Here is a 23,554-nt window from a genome sequence, read left to right as displayed (position 1 = left end):
TCTCTGAAAGGACTGCAGCATCATGAAGGCAGTACGCATCGTCACCGGCACCGCCGTGCCACTCGACCGCACCGACGTCGACACCGACCAGATCATCCCCTCCGACTGGCTCAAGCAGGTCGAGCGCACCGGCTTCGAGAAGGGGCTCTTCTCGGAGTGGCGCGACGACCGTGACTTCGTCCTCAACAAGGAGGAACACGCGGGCGCCAACATCCTCATCGGTGGCCTGAACTTCGGCACGGGGTCCTCCCGCGAACATGCGGTGTGGGCGATCCAGCAGTACGGCTTCGACGCCGTCATCTCCCCCCGCTTCGCCGACATCTTCCGCAACAACTGCACGAAGAACGGTCTGGTGCCGGTCACCGTCGACGCCGACTTCAACGCCGCGCTCATGGCCGCCGTGCAGGCCGACCCGACCCTCGAGATCACCATCGACGTCGCCCGCCTCACCGTCGAGGCTCCGGCCGCCGGTATGGAGACGACATTCCCCCTCGACGCCTCCACCCAGGACCGCTTCCTGCAAGGCCTCGACGACATCGGCCTCACCCTGCGCCACGAGTCCGCCATCGACTCCTACGAGGACTCCCGCCGCCCCTGGCTCCCCTCCAGCGCCTAGCGCCACAGAGATGGGACAGGTGTCAGACACCGCGTCCCATCTCGAGAAATTGCCGGAGGTGGGGAACCGCTCGGGGTGTCGGGGCGTCATAGCGACGACACCCCCCTGCCCCGGAGAATCCCATGCGCAAGCTCTTCGTCCTCCTCGCCACCATCGGTCTGCTCGCCTCGGCCTGTGGCGAGGACGACATGATCCCGTCTCCCCCCGATGGCGACGACGGCGTCGTGATCGACATCGGCGGTGAGAACATCCGTCTCACGAGCGCCCTGTCCGGCTTCGACAGCTGCGACACGCTCCTCGACCATCTCCGCACCGAGGGGGCCGAACGCGTCGGCCCCTACGGGTTCAACGACGGTTGGTACGGCGGCTGGTGGCCCGGCGGCCGGTTCCTCGAGGACGATGTCGACATGGCCGAGGGCGGCGACGACGCCGGTGACGGGGCGGCCGCCTTCGACGCGCCGACCTCTTCGGGCGCATCCAACGAGGCGACCGCCGATCTCGTCGAGGGCGTGGACTTCTCCGGTACCAACATCCAGGAGAGCGGCGTCGACGAGGCCGACATCGTGAAGACCGACGGGGAACGGGTGTTCATCGTCGCCAGCGGCGAACTCGTCGTGATCGACGTCGCCACCCGCACCGTCACCGGCACCGTGACCGTGCCCCGGGGCGACCGCAACGAGATGTTCGTGAGCGGCGACGACATCCTCCTGATCAGCCAGGGCTGGTTCGAGGACGAGCTCCACCTCGCCGAGGACATCGGCATCGCGGTCGACGAGCCCGCCGCGGACATCGCCATCGAGCCGGGCCCGGGCTACGGCTGGAACTCCAGCACCACGACCATCACCCGCATCACCGTCGACGGCGGCAGCCCCCGCATCGTCGAGACGCTCGTCGCCGAGGGCGACTACGTCACCGCCCGGTCCGTCGACGGCACGGCGCGGATCATCGTCCGCTCGAACCCGCAGTACAACTTCCCCTTCGTCTACCCGCAGAGCGAGGCCGGCGAGGAACGGGCCGAGGCGTCCAACCGTGAGGCCCTGCTCGACACCCAGCTGAGCGACTGGCTCCCCGGCTACGCGATCGTCGACGCCAACGGCGCGACCACCGACGAGGGCCTGCTCGTGCCGTGCAACCAGGTCCACGCCCCGACCGAGTTCGCCGGCTTCGGGGTGCTCTCCGTGCTGACCGTGGACGTCGACGGTGATCTCACGGCCAACAACACCTCAGCCGTGCTGGCTCCCGGCGAGATCGTCTACGCGAGCACCGATTCGGTCTACGTCGCCACGACGACCTGGTTCGACCAGGCAGCCCTCGACATCGCGTTCGAGCAGATCCAGGAGAACATCACCACCTCGATCCACCGCTTCGACATCACCAGCGATCGCTCCGCCGCCTACACGGCGAGCGGCTCCGTCGACGGCCTGGTGCGCGACAGCTTCTCGTTCAGCGAGTACGACGGCCACCTGCGGGTCGTGACCACCACGGGCAACCAGTGGGACGAGACCTCGGAGTCCTGGCTGCGGGTCCTCGAGGAGCAGGGCGACCGGCTCGTCGAGGTCGGCCAGGTCGGCGACATGGGCAACGGCGAGGCCGTGCAGTCCGTCCGCTTCCACGGCGACGTCGGCTATGTCGTCACCTTCCGCCAGGTCGACCCCTTCTACACCGTCGACCTCCGCGATCCGACCGACCCGGTCGTGCGGGGCGAACTGAAGATCCCCGGCTTCTCCAGCTATCTCCACCCGATCGGTGACGGCCTCGTGCTCGGGGTCGGCAGTGACGCCGACGAGACCGGCCGGGTCACCGGCTCGAAGGTCTCCCTCTTCGACGTGACCGATCTCGACAACCCCCTCGAGGTCGACGTGTGGGCGGCGCCGGACAGCTGGAACAACGTCGGCTGGGACACCCACGCCTTCCTGTGGTGGGCGCCCGAGAACCTGGCGGCCGTGCCCGTGCAGACCTGGGAGAACGGCCAGAACTGGGCCGGAATCGTCCTCCTGCGGGTCGAGAACGGCGCGATCACCGAGGTCGGACGGATCGACCACGACGACCCCACGTCCGGCGTCGGCGAGACCGAGTGCACCCAGATCACCGAGGACGACCTGCCCACCCAGAGCGACGCCGACATCGAATTCGAGAGCGAGTTCGGCTACATGCTGAGCGAGGGCTACGGCATGATCATCGACTGCGCCCCGGGTGAGTCCCGCTCCGTCACGGGGTTCAGCTGCTACGACGAACCGTGGATGGCCGAGGAGGCCGAGCGGGCCGGCGTGCCGATCGAGGGCACGCTCATCGCCTGCTGGCCCGACAGTGACGGCATGCCCCAGATCAGCCGGTCGATCGTGCTTCCCGGCGACGAGCTCTGGACGGTCAGCTCGCCGTGGGGATGGCTGGGCGGCTCCAACCCGGCCCGCCTCCAGGTGAACGACCTCACGACGTTCGACCGGCTGGACGCCATCGACCTCTAGCCCCGATCGGTACGACGAGCGGATCCCTCCCTGATCGAGCCGGCCTCTTCAAGGCCGGCTCGGTCGCGTCCGATACGGTGCGGTCGTCCCCGAGGAGCATCCATGTCCCCGTTCGTGAACCGCCTGGTCCGTGTCCTGAAGATCGGCGCCCTGGTCGGCGCGGCCGCCGGCATCGCCCGAGCGATCCGCGGCACCACGCCACCCGAGACCCTCGGCCAGGCCAGCTGGCAGCCCCTCACCGACCCGCCCGAGAGCGAGCCCCGGACCGGGCCGGTCCAGTTCACCGCCCCGGCCGAGGATGGGGAGGACACGCCGTCCGGCTCGTTCGTCGAACCGGTGGACGGTGTCTGTCCGGCGACCCACCCGATCAAGGGCAACGCCCAGTCCGGCATCTTCCACGTGCCCGGCGGGATGTCCTACGAACGCACGGTCCCCGAGCGGTGCTACGCGTCGGAGGCCGACGCCGAGGCGGACGGCTTCCGCAAGGCCAAGCGCTAGCGCACCCTCAGCCGCATCGGTCGACGCGGATCGTGACCCCGTCGACCGTCGTCACCCGGGTCTGACCGACCGCGTTGCCCCACCGCTCGAACCCCACCTGGAGTTCGCCGAGCCCGGCCTCGGTGTCGGCCCGAAGGTCCCAGCGCAGACAGCCGCGGCCGAGGTCGTCGAGCCAGACCGTCATCTGGTCGCCACCCCACGACACGTCGGTGCCCACGAAGTTGCCGACGAACAGCGCCTCGATCAGCGCCTGACCGCCGGTGCCGGTCCACAGCACGGTGCCGTCGGCCGGCGGCGCCGGGACGTCGAGCGCCGGCTCGTCGGCCTCGTAGCGGTCGCGGTGCAGCACCTGCTCGCTGGTGTCGGGCGGATCGATCAGCACCTCGGCCAGCGCATCGACCCCGCCCGCCTCGACGAGTCCGTCGACGAAGGGTTCGCCCGCGTCGTAGGGGGACAGTTCCAGCAGCAGGAACGAGAGCTCGAACTGCCCGAGGATGTCGACGTTGCCGAACGCGAGCTCCTCGTCGAAGAGCCGGTCGAGTTCGGCGGCGCTCAGCGTCGCCTGCCATTCGTTCTCTGCCCACGTCGCGCTGCCTTCGGCCACGGCCCGGAAGGTCCACGGGATCTCGTCGGTGCGCTCGTCGTACTCCGGCCGATCGAGGTCGAAGAGCTGATCGTCGTAGGCGTGAACGAGCTCGTGGACGATGGTCGACTTGGTCAGCAGCGAGAGCCCGTTGGCCTCCCGCACCACCAGCTCCGCCGTCGTCGGGTCGTAGAAGCCGAGAATGCCCGCCTCGCCGAAGCGGCGCACGACCTCGTCGATGCTCTCGTTCGGGCCGATCAGCGCGGCGGCGCGGTACTGGGCGTTGAGGATCTCGAGCATCTCCGGGTCGGCGGCGAAGTCGGCCGTGAGGTCGGCGTCGATCCGCTCGACGAAGGCCCGATCCGACAGGACCACGACCTCCGGGCGGGAGACGAACGGGTCACCCCGCAGGTCCTCGATGAACGCGATCGCTTCGTCGACGAACTCGTCGAGTTCGTCACGCTCGTCGCCACCGGTCTGCTCGGCCTCGGTGGTCGTCGTCGTGGGCGTTGCCGCGAACGGCTCGGAGAACGGGTCTCGACGAGCGATGACCAGAGCGGTGATCGCCACGCACAACACCAGCACCAGGGCGCCCGTGATCAGCGCGTCGCGTCGTTCCATTCCGCCCGAGAGTACCGACGCGGGTCAGGTGAGGGTGATCGCCCGCACGAAACGCACGTGCTCGTGGTTGCGCAGCGCATCCTGGACCTGGAGCGGCACCGCTCCGTCGGTGCACACCACCATCAGCGCCTCGACGCCGTCGCCGGATTCGCCGATGTGCATGTTCGAGATGTTCACGCCCGCATCGCCGAGCGTGGCACCCACGACGCCCACCATGCCGGGCTCGTCGTGGTTGCGCACGATCACCATGTGGTCGCTGGGCTTGATGTCGAGCGCATGCTCGTCCAGCTCGGAGATCCGATGGCTGCCGTCGAGACCGGACAGGCGACCGGCGATGGAGTGCCCGCCACCGATGATGCGCAGCACGTTCACGTGATCCTGAGCGGGAGCGGTGATGGTGCGAACCTCGAGCCCCCGCTCGGTGGCGAGATCGAGTGCGTTCACGTAGCTGACGGGCACGTCGGTGTGGGCGGAGAGGATTCCCTTGACCGCGGCGAGCACGGCGATGCGGGCGTCGTCCTTCGCGATCGCGCCCCGCAGCTCGACGTCGACTCGATCCGGGATGCCCTCGACCAGCCCGCCGTAGATGGCGCCGAGATGCTCGGCGAGGGGCACGAACGGGCGCAACAGCTCGCTGACCTCGGCGGCATCGACGTTGACGGCATGGGGCACGAACTCGCCGGCGAGCGCCAGCAGGACCTGCTCGGCGATGGTGACGCCGGCCTTGTCCTGGGCTTCGCGCGTGCTGGCCCCGAGGTGGGGTGTGACGACGATGCTCTCGACGTCGAAGAGCGGCGACTCGACGGTCGGCTCGGTGTCGAACACATCGACGGCCGCGCCCCCGATGCGCCCCTCGCGGGCCGCTTCGGCGAGCGCCGCCTCGTCGACGATGCCGCCGCGGGCGACATTGATGATCCGCAGCTCGGGCTTCGCCTTCGCCAGGAGGTCCTTGCCGATCAACCCGGCGGTCTCGGGCGTCTTCGCGAGATGGAGGGTGAGGAAGTCGGCCGTGCCGACCAGCGTCTCGAGATCCACCAGCTCGACCTGGAGCTTGCGGGCCGCGTCTGCCGACACGAACGGGTCGTGGGCGATCAGCCGCATGCCGAAGCTCGCCGCTCGCTGAGCCACGAGGGACCCGATGCGCCCGAGACCGACGATGCCGAGCACCTTGTCGGCGAGTTCGACGCCTTCCCACTTGGACCGCTCCCAGCGCCCCGCAACGAGCGCGGCGTGGGCCTGCGGGACGTTGCGGGCCTGGGCCAGGAGCAGCGCCATCGTGTGCTCGGCGGCGGACAACGCGTTGGACTGGGGCGCGTTCGCGACCATGACGCCGGCGCGGGTGGCCGCCGGGACGTCGACGTTGTCGAGACCGATCCCGGCCCGGCCGATCACCTTCAGCTGGTCGGCGGCCGCGAGCACCTCGGCGCTCACCTGGGTGGCGGAACGGATGATCAGCGCATCGGCACCGACGATGGCGTCGAGGAGTTCGTCCGGGGACAGCCCGAGGCGGACGTCCACCTCATGACCGGCCGAGCGGAGGGAGTCGAGCCCGGTGTCGGCGATGGCTTCGGTCACGAGAATGCGAGACATGCCCGTCATCCTGGCTGTGGGCCGGCGGCCCGCCAACTCGGTTTCACCGGTTCTTCGTCACGCGAGGGCACGATGCAGGAACGCGGCGAGCTGATCGCGGGTGACCGGATCCCGCGGACAGAAGCGGTCCGGGGTGCAGCCGCGGGTGATTCCGGCGGCTGCGATCCGCTCGATGTCGGCTCGGTGGGTCGACATGTCGTCGTCCACGAACGTGTCCGTGGGCGATCGGGGAAGACCGAGTGCTCGGGCCAGGAGCGACGCCATCTGCTCCCGGGTCAGCACCTGATCCGGACAGAACGTCGTGGCGCTGCATCCCCTCGTGATGCCCGCGTCGGCCAGCGCGTCGATGGCGGCCTCGTGGGTGTTCCCGTCGTCATCGCGGAAGTGGTCGACCGAGGATGCCGGGAGGTCGAGCGCCCGCACCAGGAAGGTGGCGGCTTCGGCCCGGGTCACGCCCCGTTTCGGGCAGAACTCGTCGCGCCAGGGCGGATTGCAGCCCCGGGTGATGCCGGTCTCACCGAGCCACGCGACATCGCCGGAGAAGGTCGACGACTTCGGCACATCCCAAAAGCCGCTCGCCGGCAGTAATTCGTGCACGGGAGCGGGCGGCTCGTCGGGCGTGCGCACCTCGGCGTCGGTCGGCAGCGCCGCGGTGTGGAACGTGCTGGCGGAGTTCCAGATCATCCAACCGAGACCGAGTTCGTCGGCCGCGTCGATCTGGGCACGCACCTCCGCGTCGCCGTACCCACCGAAGTCCTGGAGCCACGGGCGCAGTGTTGTCCGGCCACCGACCCGTTCGACGGCGTTCGCCATCGAGGCTCGCACCACCCCTCCCGGATTCGCTGCCGGTGAGGAGAAGCCGAACCAACCCGAACTCCAGTGGTTCGGGTACACCATCGGGGACAACACGTCCGCCACGGCCGCCATCGCCTCGAGCTGCTGACCGATCCCACCATCGGAGTCCACCGACGTGATGAACCCGAAGATGTCGGCAGCGAGGACGCAGTCCCCGATCTCGTCCTGGAGCTCGCTGATGAAGCTCGTGATCGTGTCGCTGCGTGCCTCGGCGTCGGCCGGGTCCGTGGCGTCGAACCGCAGCCGCGGGGACATGCCGTCGGGGAACCGGATGTAATCGAGCTGCACCTCGTGGACGCCGGCCTGACAGGCGGCAACGACCAGCTCCCGGACGTAGCGCCGGGCGACATCGTCGCTGGGGTCGAGAAACGCCTGCCCGGCCCGACGGAACGGGCCGCCGACCGCCGTGTCGTGGACCGCGGCGGCCGGCGCCACGTCCGCGAACTTCGGGTCCTGGAAGGCGACGACGCGCACGATCAGCTTCAGGCCCCGGTCCTCCAACTCCGTGGCGATCGTGGACAGATCCCACCGTCCGAGCCCGTCCGGCGCGGGCGCCGTGCCGCTCCACGCCGGCCACACCGTGCCCGACTCGTCCTTCATATCGAGCATCACGGCGTTGAGCGCGGTGCGATCCGCCACCTCGAGCAGCTCGTCCCATCGCGCGGTGCCGGGGACGTTGCCGTTCACGTGCAGGGCGCGAAGGGTGACGGCGCCGAGCGCGATCCGGAGGCGATCACCGGCGCCGGTCCATTCGACGACCGTCGGCGTGAAGCGGGGGTGCGTGACGACCACGGTCCCGGCGTTCGCACCGGCGATGCGGGCGCGGCCGACACGGTCGGTCACGGCCGACTCGTCGTCCACCTCCACCGTGGCACCGGCCAGCGGCGTGCCACCGGCGTCGGTGACGATGACCGACAGCACGATCGGCTCGTCCGCCTGCGCGGGGGCCACGGAACCGAGGAGCATCGCCAGCAGGCCGACGACGGCGATCACGACTCTCGGCATGCTCTCGATGGTACGGGCCGCGTCCGGCCCGGCCGGGTCACGCCGGGGTGAAGCCCAGGATGCGACCGAAGAACGCGAGCTCGGCCTCGAGCGCCGCAACGATGTTCTCCGCCTTGCGGAACCCGTGCTGCTCGCCCTCGAACAGGAGGTACTCCACCTCGATGCCCTTCGCCCGGAGGGCGTCGACGATCATCTCGCTCTGGTTCGGCGGCACGACCTCGTCCTCGTCGCCCTGGAGCACGATCATCGGCGCGGCGAATCGGTCCACATGGTTGATCGGCGAGCGGGCGTCGTAGACGTCCTTCGCCTCCGGATAGGGCCCCACGAGCGAGTCGAGGTAGCGGGCCTCGAACTTGTGGGTCTCGGTCGCCAGCGCTTCGAGGTCGGCCACGCCGTACCGGCTCGCCCCGACCGCGAACACGTCGTGGAACGCGAGAGCGGACAGGACCGTGAACCCGCCGGCGCTGCCGCCGCGGATCATCAGCCGGTCGGCGTCGACGTCGCCGCGGTCGGCGAGGTGGCGCGCCGCGGCGACACAATCCTCCACGTCGGCCACACCCCACCGCCCGTCGAGGGCCTGGCGGTACTCGCGGCCGTAGCCGGTGGATCCGCGATAGTCGACGTCGACGACCGCGATCCCGCGTGATGTCCAGAACAGGATCGCGGTCTGGAGCTGGCGGCGTGCCTGGGCGGTCGGCCCGCCGTGGGCGAGCACGAGCAGCGGCGGCCGTTCCCCGTCCGGCGCGCGGTGATCGGGGTTGGCCGGCGGGTAGTAGAGCCCGTGGGCGGTCTCGGTCCCGCCGTCACCCGTCGGGAACGAGATGAACTCGGGCTCGACGAGGAACCCGCGGTCGAACGGGAGGGCCCGCGCCGGCTTCACCGCGTGTCGGGTCGGCGTGCCGTCGGTGATCGTCAGGGCGACGACCTCGGTCTCGTGGTCGTAGCCGGCGCCGGCACAGACGAGTTGTGCGCGCCCGGCGTGGAGCGAGTTGATCGAACTGTCCACCGTGGTGATCGTGCGACCGCCCACGATCAGTTCGTCGCCGGTCGGCAGGGCGGCGACGGCGACGATGGTGCCGTCGAGGCAGGCCCAGCGCTGCATGCCGAACACCCACGGCGGCGTGGCGATCTCGAAGGGCCCGGCCAGCACCGGCGTGAGCGACGCATCGACGAGATCGACGGCATGGAGGTTCCACCATCCGTCGGCGTCGACGACCACGTGGAGCTGATCGTCGACCCAGTCCGGCTCGCAGAACGCCCGGTCGCCGTCGAGCCGGATCAGTTCGTCACCGATCTCGCCGTCGGCGAAGGCATGCACGTGGAGGCGGGTCCGGGTCCACGGCATCTCCGGGTGGTCCCACGAGATGAACGCGAGATGGTTCCCGTCGGCGCTGAGCCGCGGCGACGACACGAAGTCGCCCCTGTCCCAGAGGGACGACACCCCGGACCCGTCGTTGGCGACCGCCGCGATCTCGTTGACCGGCTCGCCGTCACCGTCGTGGCACTCACGGACGCAGATGCTGAACCGTCCGTCCGCCGTGACCACGCCGTCGGCGTAGCGGTGCCCGCGCGGGGTCGGCGGATCAGGGGTGATGAGCGTGGTGCCGGTGTCGTCGGTGAACCGCAGGCGTTGGTCGGCCAGGTCCACCCAGAAGACCCCGCCGTCGCCGAGCCACCACGATCCGCCGCCGTACTCGTGCACGAGGGTGCGCACGTTGGCCTCCGGCGGCGTGACCTCCACGGGGATGACCGGCCCGCGCGCCGGCTGATCCGATGGGGCCGGGGTACGCATCAGCGCCGTGCGGCCCCCCTCACTCGGACGCGATTCGGCCCACCAGACGGCGTCGCCGTCGGTGCGGACCTCACTGATGCCGACCGCGCCCTCGACGAGCGACGCCGCCGTGATCGGCGACGACCAGGCCCCGTAGGGCGTGAGGGTGGGTTCGGAGCTCAGGACAGGAACTCCACGATGCGTCCGACCCCTTCGCCGAGGTCGTCGTCGCCGAGTGCGAACGACAGTCGGGCGCCGCCCCCGACGCCGAAGGCCTCCCCCGGCACGATCGCGACCTTCGCCTCCTCCAGGAGGATGTCGGCGAGCTCGAGTGTCGTCTGCGGCGTGTGGCCCTGGAACGTGCGACCGAGCACGCCCGAGAAATCCGGGTAGGCGTAGAACGCGCCCTGGGGCTCGGGACAGTCCACCCCGTCGATGCCGCTCAGCAGCGAATGCATGGTGCGGCGGCGGCGATCGAACGCCTCCCGCATCTCGTGCACCGCATCGAGCGGGCCCGACACCGCGGCGAGCGCGGCGGCCTGGGCGACATTGCAGACGTTGCTGGTGGAGTGGGACTGGAGGTTCTGCGCCGCCTTGATCACGTCGGAGGGCCCGATCATCCAGCCGACCCTCCACCCTGTCATCGCGTAGGTCTTGGCGACGCCGTTCAGCACGACGCACGTGTCCGCGATCTCGGGCACGACGACGGGCAGCGAGTGGAACTCGTTGTCGCCGTAGACGAGGTGTTCGTAGATCTCGTCGGTGATCACCCAGATGCCGTGCTCGACCGCCCAGCGGCCGATCGCCTCGATCTCCTCGCGGGGGTAGACGGCGCCGGTCGGGTTGGACGGTGAGACGAAGACGAGGGCCTTGGTGCGGTCGGTGCGGGCCGCCTCCAGCTGATCGACCGACGCACGGAACCCGTTCGGCGCGGTGGTGAGGACCGGGACGGTGACCCCGCCGGCCAGGGCGATGGGCTCGGGGTAGGTCGTCCAGTACGGCGTGGGCAGCAGCACCTCGTCACCCGGGTTCAGGAGCGCCTCGAAGGTGTTGTACACGGCGTGCTTGCCGCCGTTGGTCACGAGGATGTCGGCCGGCTCGCACACGAAACCGCTGTCGCGCTGCGTCTTCGCGGCGAGCGCCTCCTTGAGCTCCGGGAGTCCGCCGACGGGCGAGTACTTGTGGTTCACCGGGTTGCGGCAGGCGTCGACCGCCGCCTCCACGATGTGAGCCGGCGTCGCGAAGTCCGGTTCACCCGCACCGAAGCCGATGACGTTCTCACCGGCCGCCTTCAACGCCTTCGCCTTGTTCGACACGGCGAGGGTGGCCGAGGGCGCAATGGCACCCACGCGGCGGGAGATACGTCCGGTGTTCGACTCTGTGCTCATGGAGGCCGAGACTACGAAGAAACCAGCACCACGCGCGACGGTTTCGCCCATTTCCTGCGACCATTGCGGGGGTGAACGCCGTGCCTGACATCACCATCCCGCCCGATCTCCTCCCCGCGGACGGCCGCTTCTGCAGCGGCCCCACGAAGGTTCGTCCGGAGGCGCTCGACGCCCTCCGCGCCCGCGCCACCGACTACATGGGGACGTCGCACCGCCAGCTCCCCGTCCAGCTGGTCGTCGCCGAGCTCCGCAACGGCCTCGCCGAGCTGTTGCGGGCGCCGGACGGCTACGAGATCGTGCTCGGCAACGGCGGGTCCACGGGCTTCTGGGACTGCGCCACCTTCGGCCTCATCGAGCAGCGCAGCCACCATCTCAGCTTCGGCGAGTTCTCCAGCAAGTTCGCCAAGGGCGTGGCCGCAGCACCCCATCTCGACGAACCCTCGATCAGCGAATCCGAGCCGGGCACCCATCCGCCCCTCGACCCCGTCTCGGGGGTGGACGCCTACTGCTACCCCCACAACGAGACCTCGACCGGCGTCATGGTCCAGCCGGTGCGGCCCGCGGGCGACGGCCAGCTGATGATGCTCGACGCCACCTCGGCCGCGGGCGGGTTGATGTTCGACGCCACGGCGACCGACGTCTACTACTTCGCCCCGCAGAAGGCGCTGGCCTCCGACGGCGGCCTGTGGATCGCGATGATGTCGCCGGCCGCGATCGACCGCATCGAGCGGATCGCCGCATCGGACCGTTGGGTCCCTCCGTCGCTCGACCTGAAGATCGCGCTCGACAACTCCCGCAAGGACCAGACCTACAACACCCCGGCCCTCGCGACGGTGTTCCTCACCGCCAACACGGTGAACTGGTTCAACGACAACGGCGGTCTCTCCTGGTCCGCCGGCCGCTCGGCCCGGTCCGCCGAGATCCTCTACGGCTGGGCGGAGGCGAGCGACGCGGCGTCACCGTTCGTGCAGATCGAGGAGCAGCGCTCCAAGGTCGTGGGCACCATCGACTTCGACGACACGATCGACGCCGACGTCCTCGTCGAGGTGCTGCGCCGCAACGGCATCCTCGACACCGGCGGCTACCGCAAGCTCGGCCGCAACCAGCTTCGCATCGGTCTGTTCCCGGCGATCGAGCCGAGCGACGTCGAGGCGCTCACCCACTGCATCGACCACGTCATCGGCGCGCTCTGACTAGGGCGTGATCCCGACCCGGGCGACCGGTTCGGCCGCGCCGGCCCGACGGCGAGCACTCAGATCCAGACCCGTCAGTAGCACGGTGCGAAGGTCGCGCGGATCGATCAGTTCGTCGAAGCCGAGGCCGGCCGCCGAGCGATAGCTCGACTCCAACTCGGCCTGGCGCAGCGCGGCCCGGGTCTCGTCGTCGGCGCCCACCGCATTGCCCGCTCCCTGCGCGCCCATCGCGCCGAGTGTCGCGCCGGGGAATCCGTAGGAGAGCGTCTGTTCGTCGTAGCCGTTCATCGCCATGACGCACGACCCGAATCCGTAGGCCTTACGGATGGTCACGTGGAGCTTCACCGTGCGGGCCCGGGTCTGGGCGGTGAACATCCGGGCCCCGGCCCGCAGGATGCCGGCCCGCTCGGACGCCGATCCGGCCAGCACGCCCGGGTTGTCGGCGAGGAACACGAGCGGCAGGTGGAAGCTGTCGCACACCTGGATGAAGTGGGCCGCCTTGTCGGCGGCGTCGACGTCGATCGAACCGGCGATGACGGCCGGCTGGTTCGCGACGACACCCACCGCGTGACCCCCGATGCGGGCCAGCGCGCACACGATCGACGGTCCGAAGTCCGGCTGGATCTGGAAGAACCCGCCACCGTCGACGACGCTGCTCACGGCGTGGCGCATGTCGTAGGCCTGGTTGGCGTCGCGGGGGACGATCTCGAGCATCTCCTCGACCCGCCGCGGCTCCAGGTCGCCGGTGTCGACCCACGGCGGGCGCTCCCACGCCGAGGATCCGAAGAACGAGAGATAGGTGCGGATGTCCGCGAGCAGGGAGGCGTCGTCGGCCGCGACGTTGTGGACCACGCCGCTCGCGACGGCGACCGCAGGACCACCGAGCTCCTGCTTGGTGACCTCTTCGCCCAACGAGGCCAGCACGACCGGCGGGCCGGCGGTGAAGATCGCGCCGTCTCCGGTCATGACGGCCCAGTCGCACAAGGGTGCGGTGATGGCGCCGTGGCCGGCCGACGAGCCCATCACGCCACAGATCATCGGCACCAGCCCGGAGAGGCGCCCCTGGGCCTGGAGGTCACCCGGACCACCGCCACCGGGATCGCCGGGCATCGGCGGGCGATGCCCGGCTCCTTCGAGCAGCATGATCAGCGGCACCCGCTCGCGACGGGCGATGTCGGCGATCCGCCACCGCTTGCGGGACGCGGCGGGCCCGATCGAGCCGCCCATCGTCGTGAAGTCCTCCGCGCCGACGGCGACCGGGCGGCCGTCGATGGCGCCGACCCCGGCGACGAGCGCGTCCGCCGGCGCACCACCGCCCGCGAGCGTGCCGACCTCGGCGAACGATCCGGCGTCGAGCAGCCCGTCGATGCGGGCCCTCGCGTCGAGGCGGCCGGCTTCGACGCGGGCGGCGACCTTCTCGGGCCCACCCATGGCGCGGGCGACCCGCTGGCGCGACTCGAGATCGTCGAGCGTCTCCCCCCAGTCGTGACCGTCCGTCATCGGGCCGGAGCGTACCGCCTGGTCAGACGATCGTGAGAACGGCGACGTTCCAGGACACGACGGCGAGATACCAGCCCGTCGTGCCGGCGAGGGCGAGTGACGCGATCCGCGAGCCCTCGACGCGGGTGAGCAGGAAGGCCACGAGGACGAGGACGAGGCCCTTCAGGATGCCGACCTGCCACAGGCTCTCGACGAAGGGCTGCACGAAGGGATTGCGTTCGCTCCCGCCACGGTCGAGGACCATCGCCGTGGTGACGAGGTCGAAGGCGTTGAGGACCACGAGGCCGACATAGAGCGCCCAACGCGGATCGTCCACGACCGCCCGCACGCGGGTGACCACGCCGACAACCGATGTGCCCTCCAGGCTTTCCACTCCACTCGCCACGGACCGGACCCTAGTGTCGCAACGGACCTCGCACCACTCGGGGTGGGTGATTCGCTCACCCTTCGTGGCTGCGAACGGTCCAATCGATGATCGTCGCCATGGTTCCGGCGAGGGACTCTCGCTGCACTCCCCAACTCTCGAAGCCGGCGCGGTGCGCACTGACGTGGGCGAGCATCGTCGTCAGCACCCCGGCCGCCGCGCCCGGCTCGAGACCGTCGGCGAGTCGTCCGTCCGCCTGAGCCGAGCGGGCGAGTTCGCGCAGCGAGAGAAAGACGCCGTTGAGCAGTTGGACCCGGGCGGCGAAGAACCGCTCGTCTCCCTCGGCCGTCGCGATGTCGATCGCCCGCAGCATCGCGTCGTGCTCGTCGAAGTAGGTGAGGAACCCCTCGGCGAGGCCGGTCGCCGCCTCCGGGCCCTCCCACACGGGGTCCGTCACCAACGAGCGGAGCTCATCGCTCCCGTGGGCAACCATGGCCTCGATCAGTTGCAGCACGACGTCGTCGACGTCGGAGAAGTACTGGTAGAAGGTCGCCGGCGAGGTCCCCGCCCGGCGGGCGATGTCCGCCACCTTCAGGTCGAGGAACGACACGTCTCCGAGCAGGGCCCGGGTCTCGTCGAGGAGCCGTTGCCGGGTCGCCCGACCACGCCGACCGGGCACGCGACCGTCCGCGGCGCGAGCGGCCGGGGCGCGGGCAGCGGGTGTCGTCTCCATGAGCGGCGACGTTACCCCTGGTCGGCGCACCGACCGGAAGCCGGTCAGCCGGGAAACTCGGCTCGCAGCGCCTCGTCGTGGGCACCGAGCGCGGGCGCGGCGGACGGGATCGGACGATGCCGGGGTGGCGCGACCTCCACGAGTCGACCGTCGACCTCCACCGCCCAGCCATCGCCGGCGCGGACCACGGGGGCCTCGACCGGGGGCCGGGCCGCCCACGACGCCGCCCGCGCGAGTGGGGCCTCGACCACGGCCGAACGATCGCCCGCGAGGAGCTCCGCGCCGAAGGCGGCCGCGACGAGGCCCGTCAGCGGGTCCGCCGCCGCGTCGGCCACGAAACCGGGCGGATCACCGGCCACGAACAGCCCGCCCTCCACCGCGGCATCGTCGCCGAACCCGATCCGATTCGCCGCCTCGCCGGTGCGTCCGTGGGCGGTGATGGACAGCCAGGAGGTGCCGGCCGCCGCCAGCGCCGCGGGATCGATGCCGAGGTGCTCCATGACCCGCGGGCGGGATCCCTCGATCACGAGGTCCGCACCCGCCAGGATCCGGCGGAGGAAGCCGCGCTCCTCGGCCGCTTCGACGTCGATGCTCACGCACTCCTTGCCGTGATTGAGCAGATCGAAGAAGGCGCGGGAGCCACGACGCGCGCCATCGGGCCGGTGACGGCCCTCGACCTTCACCACCCGCGCCCCTGCGGCGCCGAGCAACTGGGCGGCCAGCGGCGCCGCCCAGAGGGACCCGAGGTCGACCACGAGCGGGCGATCGGTGCGGGTGCGGGGACCGCCGCCGGACAACACCGAGACCGGTGAGGCCGGGCGGGTACGGCGCCGGCCGGGCGCCCCCACGGCGAGCCCGAGCAGGGCTGCCCGGGCGACGACCTCCTCGGTCGTGAGCGCGGCGAGCCCACGGGCCACGGCGGGCCAGTCGCCGGGGTCGATCGCGGCACCGACGAGCGCCGGGAGCGACGCGACATCCTCCGGCCGCGGGAGATTGAGGGCGACCCATCCGTCGGCCACCGCGATGAACCGGGCCGCACCCCCGACCGACGTGTCGCCGTTGCGGGTCATCCCGGTGATCGCAGCCCGTTCGCCGAGCAGTGCGGGGCCGTCGACCTCCACGGCCCGTCCCCACCGAGCCGTCTCCCGGCACAGATCGGCGGCGGCCGCCTCCATCGCCGACGCGAGCGGTGCCGGCGCGACCGACGGAGGACCGTCCGGCCGGCCGGTCAGCCACATCGCGCCGCTCCGCGCCCAGGTCGAGAGATCCGCGCGCCCGTCCACTCCGCCGACGGTAGCGCGGCCCCGGGCCCCGGTTCGGGCGGCCGGCCGAAGTTGGCGGTCGCCCGGTCGGCCCCCATACTGGGAGCGGCGCGTCCCGCCGATCACCGGCGTTTCCAAGGAGAAGAACCCATGGTCGAACTCAAGCCCGGTGCTCGATTCCAGAGCACCGTCTGCACCACGGAAGTCATCGTGGTGAAGGGTGCCGGCGAGGCCGACCTCACCTGCGGCGGCGCGCCCATGGTCGACTCCGGCACGGGTGAGATCGCCGGCGAACCGGCCGCCGATGCGGCCGAGGGCACGCTCCTCGGCAAGCGTTACGGCGACGAGGACGGCACCGTGGAACTGCTCGCCACCAAGGCGGGCGCCGGGTCCATGGCGCTCGGCGGCGCACCCCTCGCGGTCGCGCAGGCGAAGACGCTCCCGGCGTCCGACTGACCGACCGGGGTCATCCACGATGAACGTCATGATGCTGCTCGAGATGGCCGCGAGTGGCCTCGGTGACCGTGTCGCCGTCGGCTCGGTCGACGGTGGCCTCACCTACCAGCAGCTGTTCGACCAGGCCGCCGAAGCCGCCGCCCGCTTCCGGGGTGCGCCCGGCACGAACGTGGTGTTGTGCGACGAATCCAGTCCGGCCGTGCCGGTGGCCCTGTTCGGTGCGGCCTGGGCGGGCATGCCCTACGTCCCGCTGAACTATCGCCTCCCGGACGACGACCTGCGCGCCCTCGCCGAACGGAGTGCTCCGGGCGTCGCGATCGGCGACGACGCGGGCGCCGCTCGTCTCGCCGGCGTGCACGGCCTCAGCGCCGTCACCCGTGACGGATTCCTCGCCGATCGGGCTGGCGGCGCCCCCGCCGCCACCGCCGGTGACTGGTCGATGGATCCGGACGAGATCGCCGTCCTGCTCTTCACCAGCGGCACCACGGGCGCGCCGAAGTCCGCGGTCCTGCGCCACAAGCATCTCGTCAGCTACATCCTCGGCTCGGTCGAATTCATGGGCGCGGGCGAGGACGAGGCGACGATCGTCAGCGTGCCGCCGTATCACGTCGCCGGGGTGTCGGCGATGCTGTCCTCGGTCTATGCCGGGCGACGCATCGTCCAACTGCCGAGGTTCGATCCGCACGACTGGATCGACACCGTCGAGCAGGAAGGCGTCACCCACGCCATGGTCGTGCCGACCATGCTGTCGCGCATCGTCGAGGCGCTCGACGAACGGGGCGGCGAACCGCTCCTCGGGGTCCGTGCGCTTTCCTACGGCGGCGGCAAGATGCCCGAGCCGGTCATCCGCCGCGCCCTCGACCTCTTCCCCATCACCAACTTCGTCAACGCCTACGGGCTGACGGAGACGAGTTCCACGATCGCCCTCCTCGGACCGGACGACCACCGGATCGCCCAGTACAGCGAGGACGCCGGCGAGCGCGCCCGCCTGCGGTCCGCGGGGCGGCCGCTCCCCGGCATCGAGGTCTCCGTTCGCGACGACGACTTCAACGAGTTGCCGCCGGGTGAGGTCGGGGAGATCTTCGTGCGGGGCGAGCAGGTCTCCGGTGAATATCTGGAGAAGGGTTCGCTCCTCGTCCACGACGGCTGGTTCCCCACCCGCGACGGGGGCTTCATCGACGACGGCGGCTACCTGTTCGTCCAAGGGCGCAACGACGACGTCATCATCCGGGGCGGTGAGAACATGTCCCCGGGTGAGATCGAGGACGTCCTGCTCACCGACGAACGGGTGAAGGAAGCCGCCGCCGTCGGCGTGCCGGACACCGAATGGGGCGAGAAGGTCGTGGCCGTCGTCGTCCGCAACGGCGACTGTGACGAGGGGGAGCTCCAGACGCTGGTACGGAACCGGCTGCGGTCGAGTCGCGTACCGTCCCACATCGTGTTCGTCGACGAGCTTCCCTACAACGACACCGGCAAGCTCCTGCGCCGGGTCCTGCGCGAGAACCTCGCCCATCTCGGCGACGACCCGACCGACTGACATGCGCATCGCCCACTGGTCCGCCGACGAGGCTCGGGCCGTGATGGCGGGCGGCAGTCTGGATCAGGAAGTGGGCGCGGCCCACGGCGTGGCGGCGGTCGTCGTCGAGTTGTCCGACTCGGACGCCGGCGCCGACATCGCAGCCGCCCTCACGGCGCTCCCCGTGATCGCGGTCGCACCCGGGGCGCCGGTCGACGCGGGGTGGGATGTCACGCCGGACGATCCCGCCGAGGTGCTCGAGGGCGTGCTGGCTGCCCCCCTCGCCGCCGTCACGACCACCCAGGTGCTCCGGCGCAGCCCGACCACCGACGCCGCCGACGGCCTGCTCGTGGAGTCCCTCGCCTACGCGACCCTCCAGGCCGGGCCCGAATTCGCCGCGTGGCTCGCCGGCCGCGGCCGCCGCGTCCGCACCGACGACTCGCCGCGGCTGAGCGTCGAATCCCGAGCCGACACGACCGTGATCACCCTGTCGCGATCGAAGTTGCGCAACATGATGGACGCCCGCATGCGGACCGAGCTGGTCGAGGCTCTGCGGACGGCGGCCCTGAGTGAGGGCCCGATCGTGCTGGCGGGTGACGGACCGGCCTTCTGCGCCGGGGGCGACCTCGCGGAGTTCGGCGCCGTCTCGGACCCGGCCACGGCGCACCAGATCCGCTCCAGTGCCAACGTCGCGCCATGGCTCCTGCGCGTCGCGGATCGCACGACGGCGCACGTGCACGGCGCGTGCGTGGGCGCCGGGGTCGAACTCGCCGCGTTCTGCGGAACCGTGATCGCCGAAGAGGACGCACGGTTCCGACTTCCCGAGACCCGCATGGGCCTCATGCCCGGCGCGGGGGGAACGGTGAGCGTTCCCGGGCGGATCGGACGGGCCAGGACCCTCGAGTGGCTCCTGACCGGCCACGAGATCGACGTCGGCACCGCGCGGGACTGGGGCCTTGTCGACCGCATCCGCTGAAACCCAAGTGGACCGGGCGGATCTGAGTCGAACGGCCCATCAACGCGGGCCGTCGGCATGCCGATCTAGGTCGTGAGTCCAATCCCAGCGGTGAAAAGAGTGAACATGCGGGTAGTCACGCATATTCGTACCCTGCTCGCGACGCGAGCCGAAGACGACCGAGGTGCCAGTCTCGTGGAGTACGCGCTACTCCTCGCCCTCATCGCGATGGTGTGCATCGCCGCGGTGACGGCGCTCGGTGGAACGACCTCGGAGTCGTTCTCCGAGGTCACGTCGATGCTGGAGTGACGGCGGCTCAGCGGCTGCCGAACGTGTTGCGCAGATTCGAGCCTGCGAAGTCCGACGGCACCGTGCCACTCGTCGCGTAGAGATAGAGCGCCGTCTGGAAGACCGCGTTGAGCGCCGTCATCACCACGATGACGAGGGCCACGTAGAACACGGCGATGACGATGCCGAGGATCAGCGCGGCGCCACCGAGGGCCCCCATGATCGCGACGACGGCGATGGCCGGGAGCAACAGCAGGAACGTCAGCAGACCGAAGCCGACCCGCGCGGCGATGTTCTCGCCCCAGGTCTCGCGCAGCAGGCGGCCGGACGTCTTCAGGCCGTCGATCGCACCCTGCTCGTCGATCACGATCGCGGGCACGGTCAGAAACGACGCCAGCTCCCACGCGAACCCGATCGCCCCGACCACGATTCGCCCGAGAAAGCCGGCCCGCTCCCGCAGCGAGCGGAGGATCATGCCGACGGTCGCCGTGAGCAGCGCCCACGGGACCAGGCCGCCGATCCGCGACATCGCCCGGCGCATCGCCGAGCTGACGGTGGGGTCACCGCCGCTCAGTCGTTCGTGGGCGCCGGCGACGAGTGCCCCGTTGAAGAACACGCTGATCACGCTGAGGGCCAGTGTCGCGATGATGCCGATGACGGCGAGCGCCGGGTCGACCGTCGTCTCCTCACCGCTCGACGTGGTGGAGCTCGTGTCGATCAACGCGATCGCGGGAACGAGCAGTGCGGCGAGCACCACGACCGAGGCGAGGAACGACAGGACGGGAATCCAGAGCAGCTCCCGGTCCTTGCGCAGCACCGACCAGGAGACCTTCGCGAGTTCGAACGTGTTCGAGATTCTGCCCATGAGCGGCGATGCTAGTTCGCCGGCTACCGCGGCTCGCGCGGGAGGCCCAACACCCGTTCGCCGATCACGTTGCGCTGTACCTGGTTCGACCCGCCGTAGATGGTGTGGGCCCGGCTGTAGAGGAACGTTCGCTGATCGCGGTCGGTCGGGTAGACGGGGTGGACGCCGTCGCCGGGGATTTCGTGGCCGGTGTGGGCGTCGGGCCCGCCGATCATCGCGGCAGGGCCCTTCACGGACACGAGCAGCTCGCCCATCCGCCGATGCCAGCTCGCCCAGAACAGCTTGCCGATCGACATCTCCGGGCCGGGCACGCCGTCGCTGGTGAGCGCCGTGAGCATGCGCAGCTGGTTGTAGCGGAGGATCTCCAGCTCGATGTAGCTCTCCATCAACTGATCCCGAATCACCGGGTCGTCCCAGCGTCCGTTCGCCTTCGCGATGGCGACCATGTCGTCGAACTCCTGGCGGAACGACACCTGCTGGCCGAGCGTCGACGCGCCGCGTTCGAACGCGAGGGTCCCCATCGCCACCTTCCATCCGTTCCCCACGCCCCCGACGACGAGCGACTCCTCGGTCACCGCGTCGCTGAAGAACGTCTCGTTGAACTCACTGCCGCCGGTGATCTGCACGATCGGGCGGACCTCCACCCCGGGCTGATCCATCGGGACGAGCAGATAGCTCAGACCCTGGTGGCGTTCGCTCCCCTTCTCGGTGCGGGCCACGACGAACGCCCAGTCGGCGACCGTGGCGAGCGAGGTCCACACCTTCTGCCCGTTGATCACCCACCGGCCGTCGACGAGTTCGGCGCGCGTCTTCACGTTCGCGAGGTCCGAGCCCGCGTCGGGTTCGGAGTAGCCCTGGCACCACATCTCGTCGCCGGACAGGATCGGCGGCACGAACCGACGCTGCTGCTCCTCGTCTCCGAACGCCATCACGGTCGGGCCGAGCAGGGTGACGCCGACGTTGGGAAGCCGGCCCGGCGCACGCGCTTCGACATAGGTCTTGAAGAACACGACCTGCTCGGCGAGCGTGCAACCGCGACCGCCGATCGACTCCGGGAAGTCGATGCCCAGCCAGCCCCCGCCGGCGAGTTCCTTCTCCCAGGCGAGCTGCACCTCGACCGGGATGTCCTCGTGACCCGTGAGGCCCTTCCCGCGATAGGCCGCGAACTCGCCGACGACATGCTCCTCCAGCCAGGTGCGAACCTCGTCCTGGAAATCCTCGAGTGCGGGGTCGAGCCGTACGTCCATGGCGAGGCAGGGTAGCCAGGATCTGACGGTGCATCAGATTCGGGCGGCGAGCTACATTCGGCGCCGATGAGCCCCACCGCACCCACCATGACCGTCCCCGAGGCCAACGCCTTCCTGACCGGTGAGGGCGGGTTCTTCGAGACCACGACCGAGACGGTCGGCGGCGTGGAGATGACGGTCGTCAAGAACCGGATGGGCAACCTCCGCGAATTGCTCGCCGCCTCGGCGAACCACGGGGGCGGTGACGCTCGCTACTACCTGTTCGACGACGGCACCCAGGCGACGTTCGCCGAGAACATCGCGACCGCGGCGGCGCTCGGTACGGGGCTGCGGGAGCGCTACGGGATCGAGCCGGGCGACCGGATCGCCGTGCTCGGCGCCAACTCGCCCGAGTGGATCCAGACCTTCTGGGCGACGGTGCAGCAGGGCGCGATCGCCGTCGCCATGAACGGCTGGTGGACCGGCGACGAGATCCGCTACGGCCTCGAGCTCACCACGCCGAAGGTGCTGGTGGCGGACCGCCGCCGCCTCGAACGACTCGAGGGCGATCCGGGGGTTCTCGTCGTGGTGATGGAGGACGACGTCCGGGAGCTCATCGAGCTCGGCGCCGGCGCCGCCCTCTCCGAGGTGCCGATCGCCGAGGACGATCCGGCGGCCATCCTCTTCACGTCCGGCACCACCGGTCGCCCGAAGGGCGCCGTCACCACCCACCGGAACTTCCTCGCCTACGTGTCGTGCGCCTTCATGCTCGGCGCCCGCGAGGCTGTCCGCTTCCCGGCCGGCAACGACGGCCCGGCGGACCCGCCGTTGCGGCTCGCCGCGAGCCCCCTGTTCCACATCTCCGGACTCCACGCCTCGGCGATCACCGCGGTCGCATCCGGCCTGGGCAGCCTCTGGACCACCGGCCGCTTCGATCCCGAGAAGGTGCTGCGACTCACCCAGGAGCACCGGCTCACCGCCTGGGGCGGCGTGACGACCCAGATGTGGCGCATCATCGAACACCCGCGGTTCCACGAGTACGACACGTCGAGCGTGCAGTCGATCGGGGGCGGCGGGTCGGTCTGGTCGCCGGAGCTGCTGCGCGCCTGCCGCGAGGCGCTCCCCCACGCGACCCACGCCGTCGGCGTCGGCTACGGGCTGACCGAGTGCGCCGGGCTCGCCACGGGGGCCTCGGACGACGTGCTGCGCGCCCACCCCGAGACGGTCGGCTATCCGATCCCGACCGCCGACGTCCGGATCCTCGACGACGAGGACAACGAGCTCCCCGACGGCGAGATCGGCAACGTCTGCATCAAAGGCCCGATGGTCATCCCCGGCTACTGGGACAACCCGGAAGCGACCGCGGAGACGATCCGGCCGGGCGGATGGCTGCGAACCGGCGACTTCGGCCACATGGCCGACGGCATGCTCTTCCTCGCCAGCCGGCGCAAGGACCTGATCATCCGGGGCGGCGAGAACATCTATCCGACGGAGATCGAGAACCGCATCGACGAACATCCGGACGTGATGGAGGTCGCCGTGATCGGGGTCGATCATCGCGAGCTCGGCCAGGAGGTCAAGGCCGTCGTCGTGCCCCGTGAGGGCGCGACGCTCGATGCCCGACAGCTCGGCGAGTGGGTGGCCCGGACGCTCGCGACCTTCAAGGTGCCGGCCCACTGGGAGTTCCAGACCGAGCCCCTCCCCCGCAACGCCACCGGCAAGGTCCTCAAAGCCGTGGTCGCCGGCGAAGCCGAGAACACCTTCATCGAAGAACCCTGACCCCAATACTTTCTGGGGTCAGACC

The 23,554-nt window shown here is 70.4% G+C and carries 21 protein-coding genes; 10 read left to right on the top strand and 11 right to left on the bottom strand.

What is annotated here, in order from left to right:
• Window positions 1-22: 22 nt before the first annotated feature.
• From leuD to R8F63_02680, 3 genes are all read left to right on the top strand, one after another.
• The gene (leuD, locus tag R8F63_02690; protein ID MDW3217498.1) at window positions 23-616 is read left to right on the top strand and encodes a 3-isopropylmalate dehydratase small subunit; all 594 of its coding nucleotides are present in this window, start codon (window positions 23-25) and stop codon (window positions 614-616) included.
• 122 nt (window positions 617-738) lie between these two features.
• On the top strand, window positions 739-3,081 hold the full coding sequence (locus R8F63_02685) for a beta-propeller domain-containing protein (protein ID MDW3217497.1): 2,343 nt from the start codon (window positions 739-741) through the stop codon (window positions 3,079-3,081).
• Window positions 3,082-3,183: 102 nt separating this feature from the next.
• Window positions 3,184-3,579, top strand: coding sequence for a hypothetical protein (locus tag R8F63_02680; GenBank protein MDW3217496.1), 396 nt, complete (start codon window positions 3,184-3,186; stop codon window positions 3,577-3,579).
• Between the two features lie 7 nt (window positions 3,580-3,586).
• On the opposite strand, the gene R8F63_02675 is transcribed toward R8F63_02680, so the two are convergent.
• The 4 genes from R8F63_02675 to R8F63_02660 are packed head-to-tail and all read right to left on the bottom strand — an operon-like array spanning window position 3,587 to window position 9,974.
• Window positions 3,587-4,783, bottom strand: coding sequence for a hypothetical protein (locus R8F63_02675; GenBank protein ID MDW3217495.1), 1,197 nt, complete (start codon window positions 4,781-4,783; stop codon window positions 3,587-3,589).
• 24 nt (window positions 4,784-4,807) lie between these two features.
• Window positions 4,808-6,373 (bottom strand): phosphoglycerate dehydrogenase, encoded by a 1,566-nt coding sequence (gene serA / locus R8F63_02670; protein MDW3217494.1) that lies wholly within the window; start codon window positions 6,371-6,373, stop codon window positions 4,808-4,810.
• Window positions 6,374-6,430: 57 nt separating this feature from the next.
• Window positions 6,431-8,233 (bottom strand): putative glycoside hydrolase, encoded by a 1,803-nt coding sequence (locus tag R8F63_02665; protein ID MDW3217493.1) that lies wholly within the window; start codon window positions 8,231-8,233, stop codon window positions 6,431-6,433.
• A 37-nt stretch (window positions 8,234-8,270) separates the two neighbouring features.
• Window positions 8,271-9,974, bottom strand: a complete 1,704-nt coding sequence (locus R8F63_02660) for a S9 family peptidase (GenBank protein ID MDW3217492.1) — start codon at window positions 9,972-9,974, stop codon at window positions 8,271-8,273.
• Between the two features lie 58 nt (window positions 9,975-10,032).
• Here R8F63_02660 and R8F63_02655 point away from each other — a divergent pair, with 58 nt between their 5' ends.
• Window positions 10,033-10,161, top strand: coding sequence for a hypothetical protein (locus tag R8F63_02655; protein ID MDW3217491.1), 129 nt, complete (start codon window positions 10,033-10,035; stop codon window positions 10,159-10,161).
• A gap of 22 nt (window positions 10,162-10,183) precedes the next feature.
• Here R8F63_02655 and R8F63_02650 read toward each other — a convergent pair whose 3' ends face one another.
• Complete coding sequence (locus tag R8F63_02650; GenBank protein ID MDW3217490.1) at window positions 10,184-11,392, bottom strand: pyridoxal phosphate-dependent aminotransferase; 1,209 nt, start codon at window positions 11,390-11,392, stop codon at window positions 10,184-10,186.
• A 71-nt stretch (window positions 11,393-11,463) separates the two neighbouring features.
• Here R8F63_02650 and serC point away from each other — a divergent pair, with 71 nt between their 5' ends.
• A complete protein-coding gene (serC, locus tag R8F63_02645; protein MDW3217489.1) occupies window positions 11,464-12,585 on the top strand; it encodes a phosphoserine transaminase in 1,122 nt (373 codons plus the stop codon).
• On the opposite strand, the gene R8F63_02640 is transcribed toward serC, so the two are convergent.
• Genes R8F63_02640 through R8F63_02625 form a run of 4 tightly spaced genes read right to left on the bottom strand, consistent with a single transcriptional unit; the run spans window position 12,586 to window position 16,465 of the window.
• Window positions 12,586-14,085, bottom strand: a complete 1,500-nt coding sequence (locus tag R8F63_02640; GenBank protein ID MDW3217488.1) for a carboxyl transferase domain-containing protein — start codon at window positions 14,083-14,085, stop codon at window positions 12,586-12,588.
• 22 nt (window positions 14,086-14,107) lie between these two features.
• Complete coding sequence (locus tag R8F63_02635; protein MDW3217487.1) at window positions 14,108-14,470, bottom strand: DUF5658 family protein; 363 nt, start codon at window positions 14,468-14,470, stop codon at window positions 14,108-14,110.
• Between the two features lie 55 nt (window positions 14,471-14,525).
• Entirely contained in the window at window positions 14,526-15,182 is a 657-nt protein-coding gene (locus tag R8F63_02630; protein ID MDW3217486.1) for a TetR family transcriptional regulator, read from the bottom strand.
• A 44-nt stretch (window positions 15,183-15,226) separates the two neighbouring features.
• On the bottom strand, window positions 15,227-16,465 hold the full coding sequence (locus tag R8F63_02625; GenBank protein MDW3217485.1) for a CoA transferase: 1,239 nt from the start codon (window positions 16,463-16,465) through the stop codon (window positions 15,227-15,229).
• A 129-nt stretch (window positions 16,466-16,594) separates the two neighbouring features.
• Between R8F63_02625 and R8F63_02620 the strand changes: the two genes are divergently transcribed.
• From R8F63_02620 to R8F63_02605, 4 genes are all read left to right on the top strand, one after another.
• The gene (locus tag R8F63_02620) at window positions 16,595-16,900 is read left to right on the top strand and encodes a hypothetical protein (GenBank protein ID MDW3217484.1); all 306 of its coding nucleotides are present in this window, start codon (window positions 16,595-16,597) and stop codon (window positions 16,898-16,900) included.
• Window positions 16,901-16,928: 28 nt separating this feature from the next.
• Window positions 16,929-18,437 (top strand): class I adenylate-forming enzyme family protein, encoded by a 1,509-nt coding sequence (locus tag R8F63_02615; protein ID MDW3217483.1) that lies wholly within the window; start codon window positions 16,929-16,931, stop codon window positions 18,435-18,437.
• A 1-nt stretch (window position 18,438) separates the two neighbouring features.
• A complete protein-coding gene (locus tag R8F63_02610; protein MDW3217482.1) occupies window positions 18,439-19,392 on the top strand; it encodes an enoyl-CoA hydratase/isomerase family protein in 954 nt (317 codons plus the stop codon).
• 105 nt (window positions 19,393-19,497) lie between these two features.
• A complete protein-coding gene (locus R8F63_02605; protein MDW3217481.1) occupies window positions 19,498-19,680 on the top strand; it encodes a Flp family type IVb pilin in 183 nt (60 codons plus the stop codon).
• Window positions 19,681-19,687: 7 nt separating this feature from the next.
• Here the strand turns inward: R8F63_02605 and R8F63_02600 are convergent, their stop codons facing one another.
• Window positions 19,688-20,524: a DUF6159 family protein gene (locus R8F63_02600; GenBank protein ID MDW3217480.1), complete on the bottom strand. Its 837-nt coding sequence runs from the start codon at window positions 20,522-20,524 to the stop codon at window positions 19,688-19,690.
• A 23-nt stretch (window positions 20,525-20,547) separates the two neighbouring features.
• The gene (locus tag R8F63_02595; protein MDW3217479.1) at window positions 20,548-21,771 is read right to left on the bottom strand and encodes an acyl-CoA dehydrogenase family protein; all 1,224 of its coding nucleotides are present in this window, start codon (window positions 21,769-21,771) and stop codon (window positions 20,548-20,550) included.
• A gap of 66 nt (window positions 21,772-21,837) precedes the next feature.
• On the opposite strand from R8F63_02595, the gene R8F63_02590 reads away from it, so the two are divergent.
• Window positions 21,838-23,529, top strand: coding sequence for a class I adenylate-forming enzyme family protein (locus R8F63_02590; GenBank protein MDW3217478.1), 1,692 nt, complete (start codon window positions 21,838-21,840; stop codon window positions 23,527-23,529).
• The last annotated feature ends 25 nt before the right edge of the window (window positions 23,530-23,554 follow it).

This window comes from Acidimicrobiales bacterium, assembly GCA_033344915.1.
Lineage (GTDB): Bacteria > Actinomycetota > Acidimicrobiia > Acidimicrobiales > Aldehydirespiratoraceae > JAJRXC01.
This window is presented reverse-complemented; position numbering and strand designations above follow the sequence as displayed.

Bases quoted from the DNA above. Each gene is read 5' to 3' on its own strand.
- leuD (MDW3217498.1), top strand. From the start codon at position 23: ATGAAGGCAGTACGCATCGTCACCGGCACCGCCGTGCCACTCGACCGC.
- R8F63_02685 (MDW3217497.1), top strand. From the start codon at position 739: ATGCGCAAGCTCTTCGTCCTCCTCGCCACCATCGGTCTGCTCGCCTCG.
- R8F63_02680 (MDW3217496.1), top strand. From the start codon at position 3,184: ATGTCCCCGTTCGTGAACCGCCTGGTCCGTGTCCTGAAGATCGGCGCC.
- R8F63_02675 (MDW3217495.1), bottom strand. From the start codon at position 4,783: ATGGAACGACGCGACGCGCTGATCACGGGCGCCCTGGTGCTGGTGTTG.
- serA (MDW3217494.1), bottom strand. From the start codon at position 6,373: ATGTCTCGCATTCTCGTGACCGAAGCCATCGCCGACACCGGGCTCGAC.
- R8F63_02665 (MDW3217493.1), bottom strand. From the start codon at position 8,233: ATGCCGAGAGTCGTGATCGCCGTCGTCGGCCTGCTGGCGATGCTCCTC.
- R8F63_02650 (MDW3217490.1), bottom strand. From the start codon at position 11,392: ATGAGCACAGAGTCGAACACCGGACGTATCTCCCGCCGCGTGGGTGCC.
- R8F63_02640 (MDW3217488.1), bottom strand. From the start codon at position 14,085: ATGACGGACGGTCACGACTGGGGGGAGACGCTCGACGATCTCGAGTCG.
- R8F63_02630 (MDW3217486.1), bottom strand. From the start codon at position 15,182: ATGGAGACGACACCCGCTGCCCGCGCCCCGGCCGCTCGCGCCGCGGAC.
- R8F63_02620 (MDW3217484.1), top strand. From the start codon at position 16,595: ATGGTCGAACTCAAGCCCGGTGCTCGATTCCAGAGCACCGTCTGCACC.
- R8F63_02615 (MDW3217483.1), top strand. From the start codon at position 16,929: ATGATGCTGCTCGAGATGGCCGCGAGTGGCCTCGGTGACCGTGTCGCC.
- R8F63_02610 (MDW3217482.1), top strand. From the start codon at position 18,439: ATGCGCATCGCCCACTGGTCCGCCGACGAGGCTCGGGCCGTGATGGCG.
- R8F63_02605 (MDW3217481.1), top strand. From the start codon at position 19,498: ATGCGGGTAGTCACGCATATTCGTACCCTGCTCGCGACGCGAGCCGAA.
- R8F63_02600 (MDW3217480.1), bottom strand. From the start codon at position 20,524: ATGGGCAGAATCTCGAACACGTTCGAACTCGCGAAGGTCTCCTGGTCG.
- R8F63_02595 (MDW3217479.1), bottom strand. From the start codon at position 21,771: ATGGACGTACGGCTCGACCCCGCACTCGAGGATTTCCAGGACGAGGTT.
- R8F63_02590 (MDW3217478.1), top strand. From the start codon at position 21,838: ATGAGCCCCACCGCACCCACCATGACCGTCCCCGAGGCCAACGCCTTC.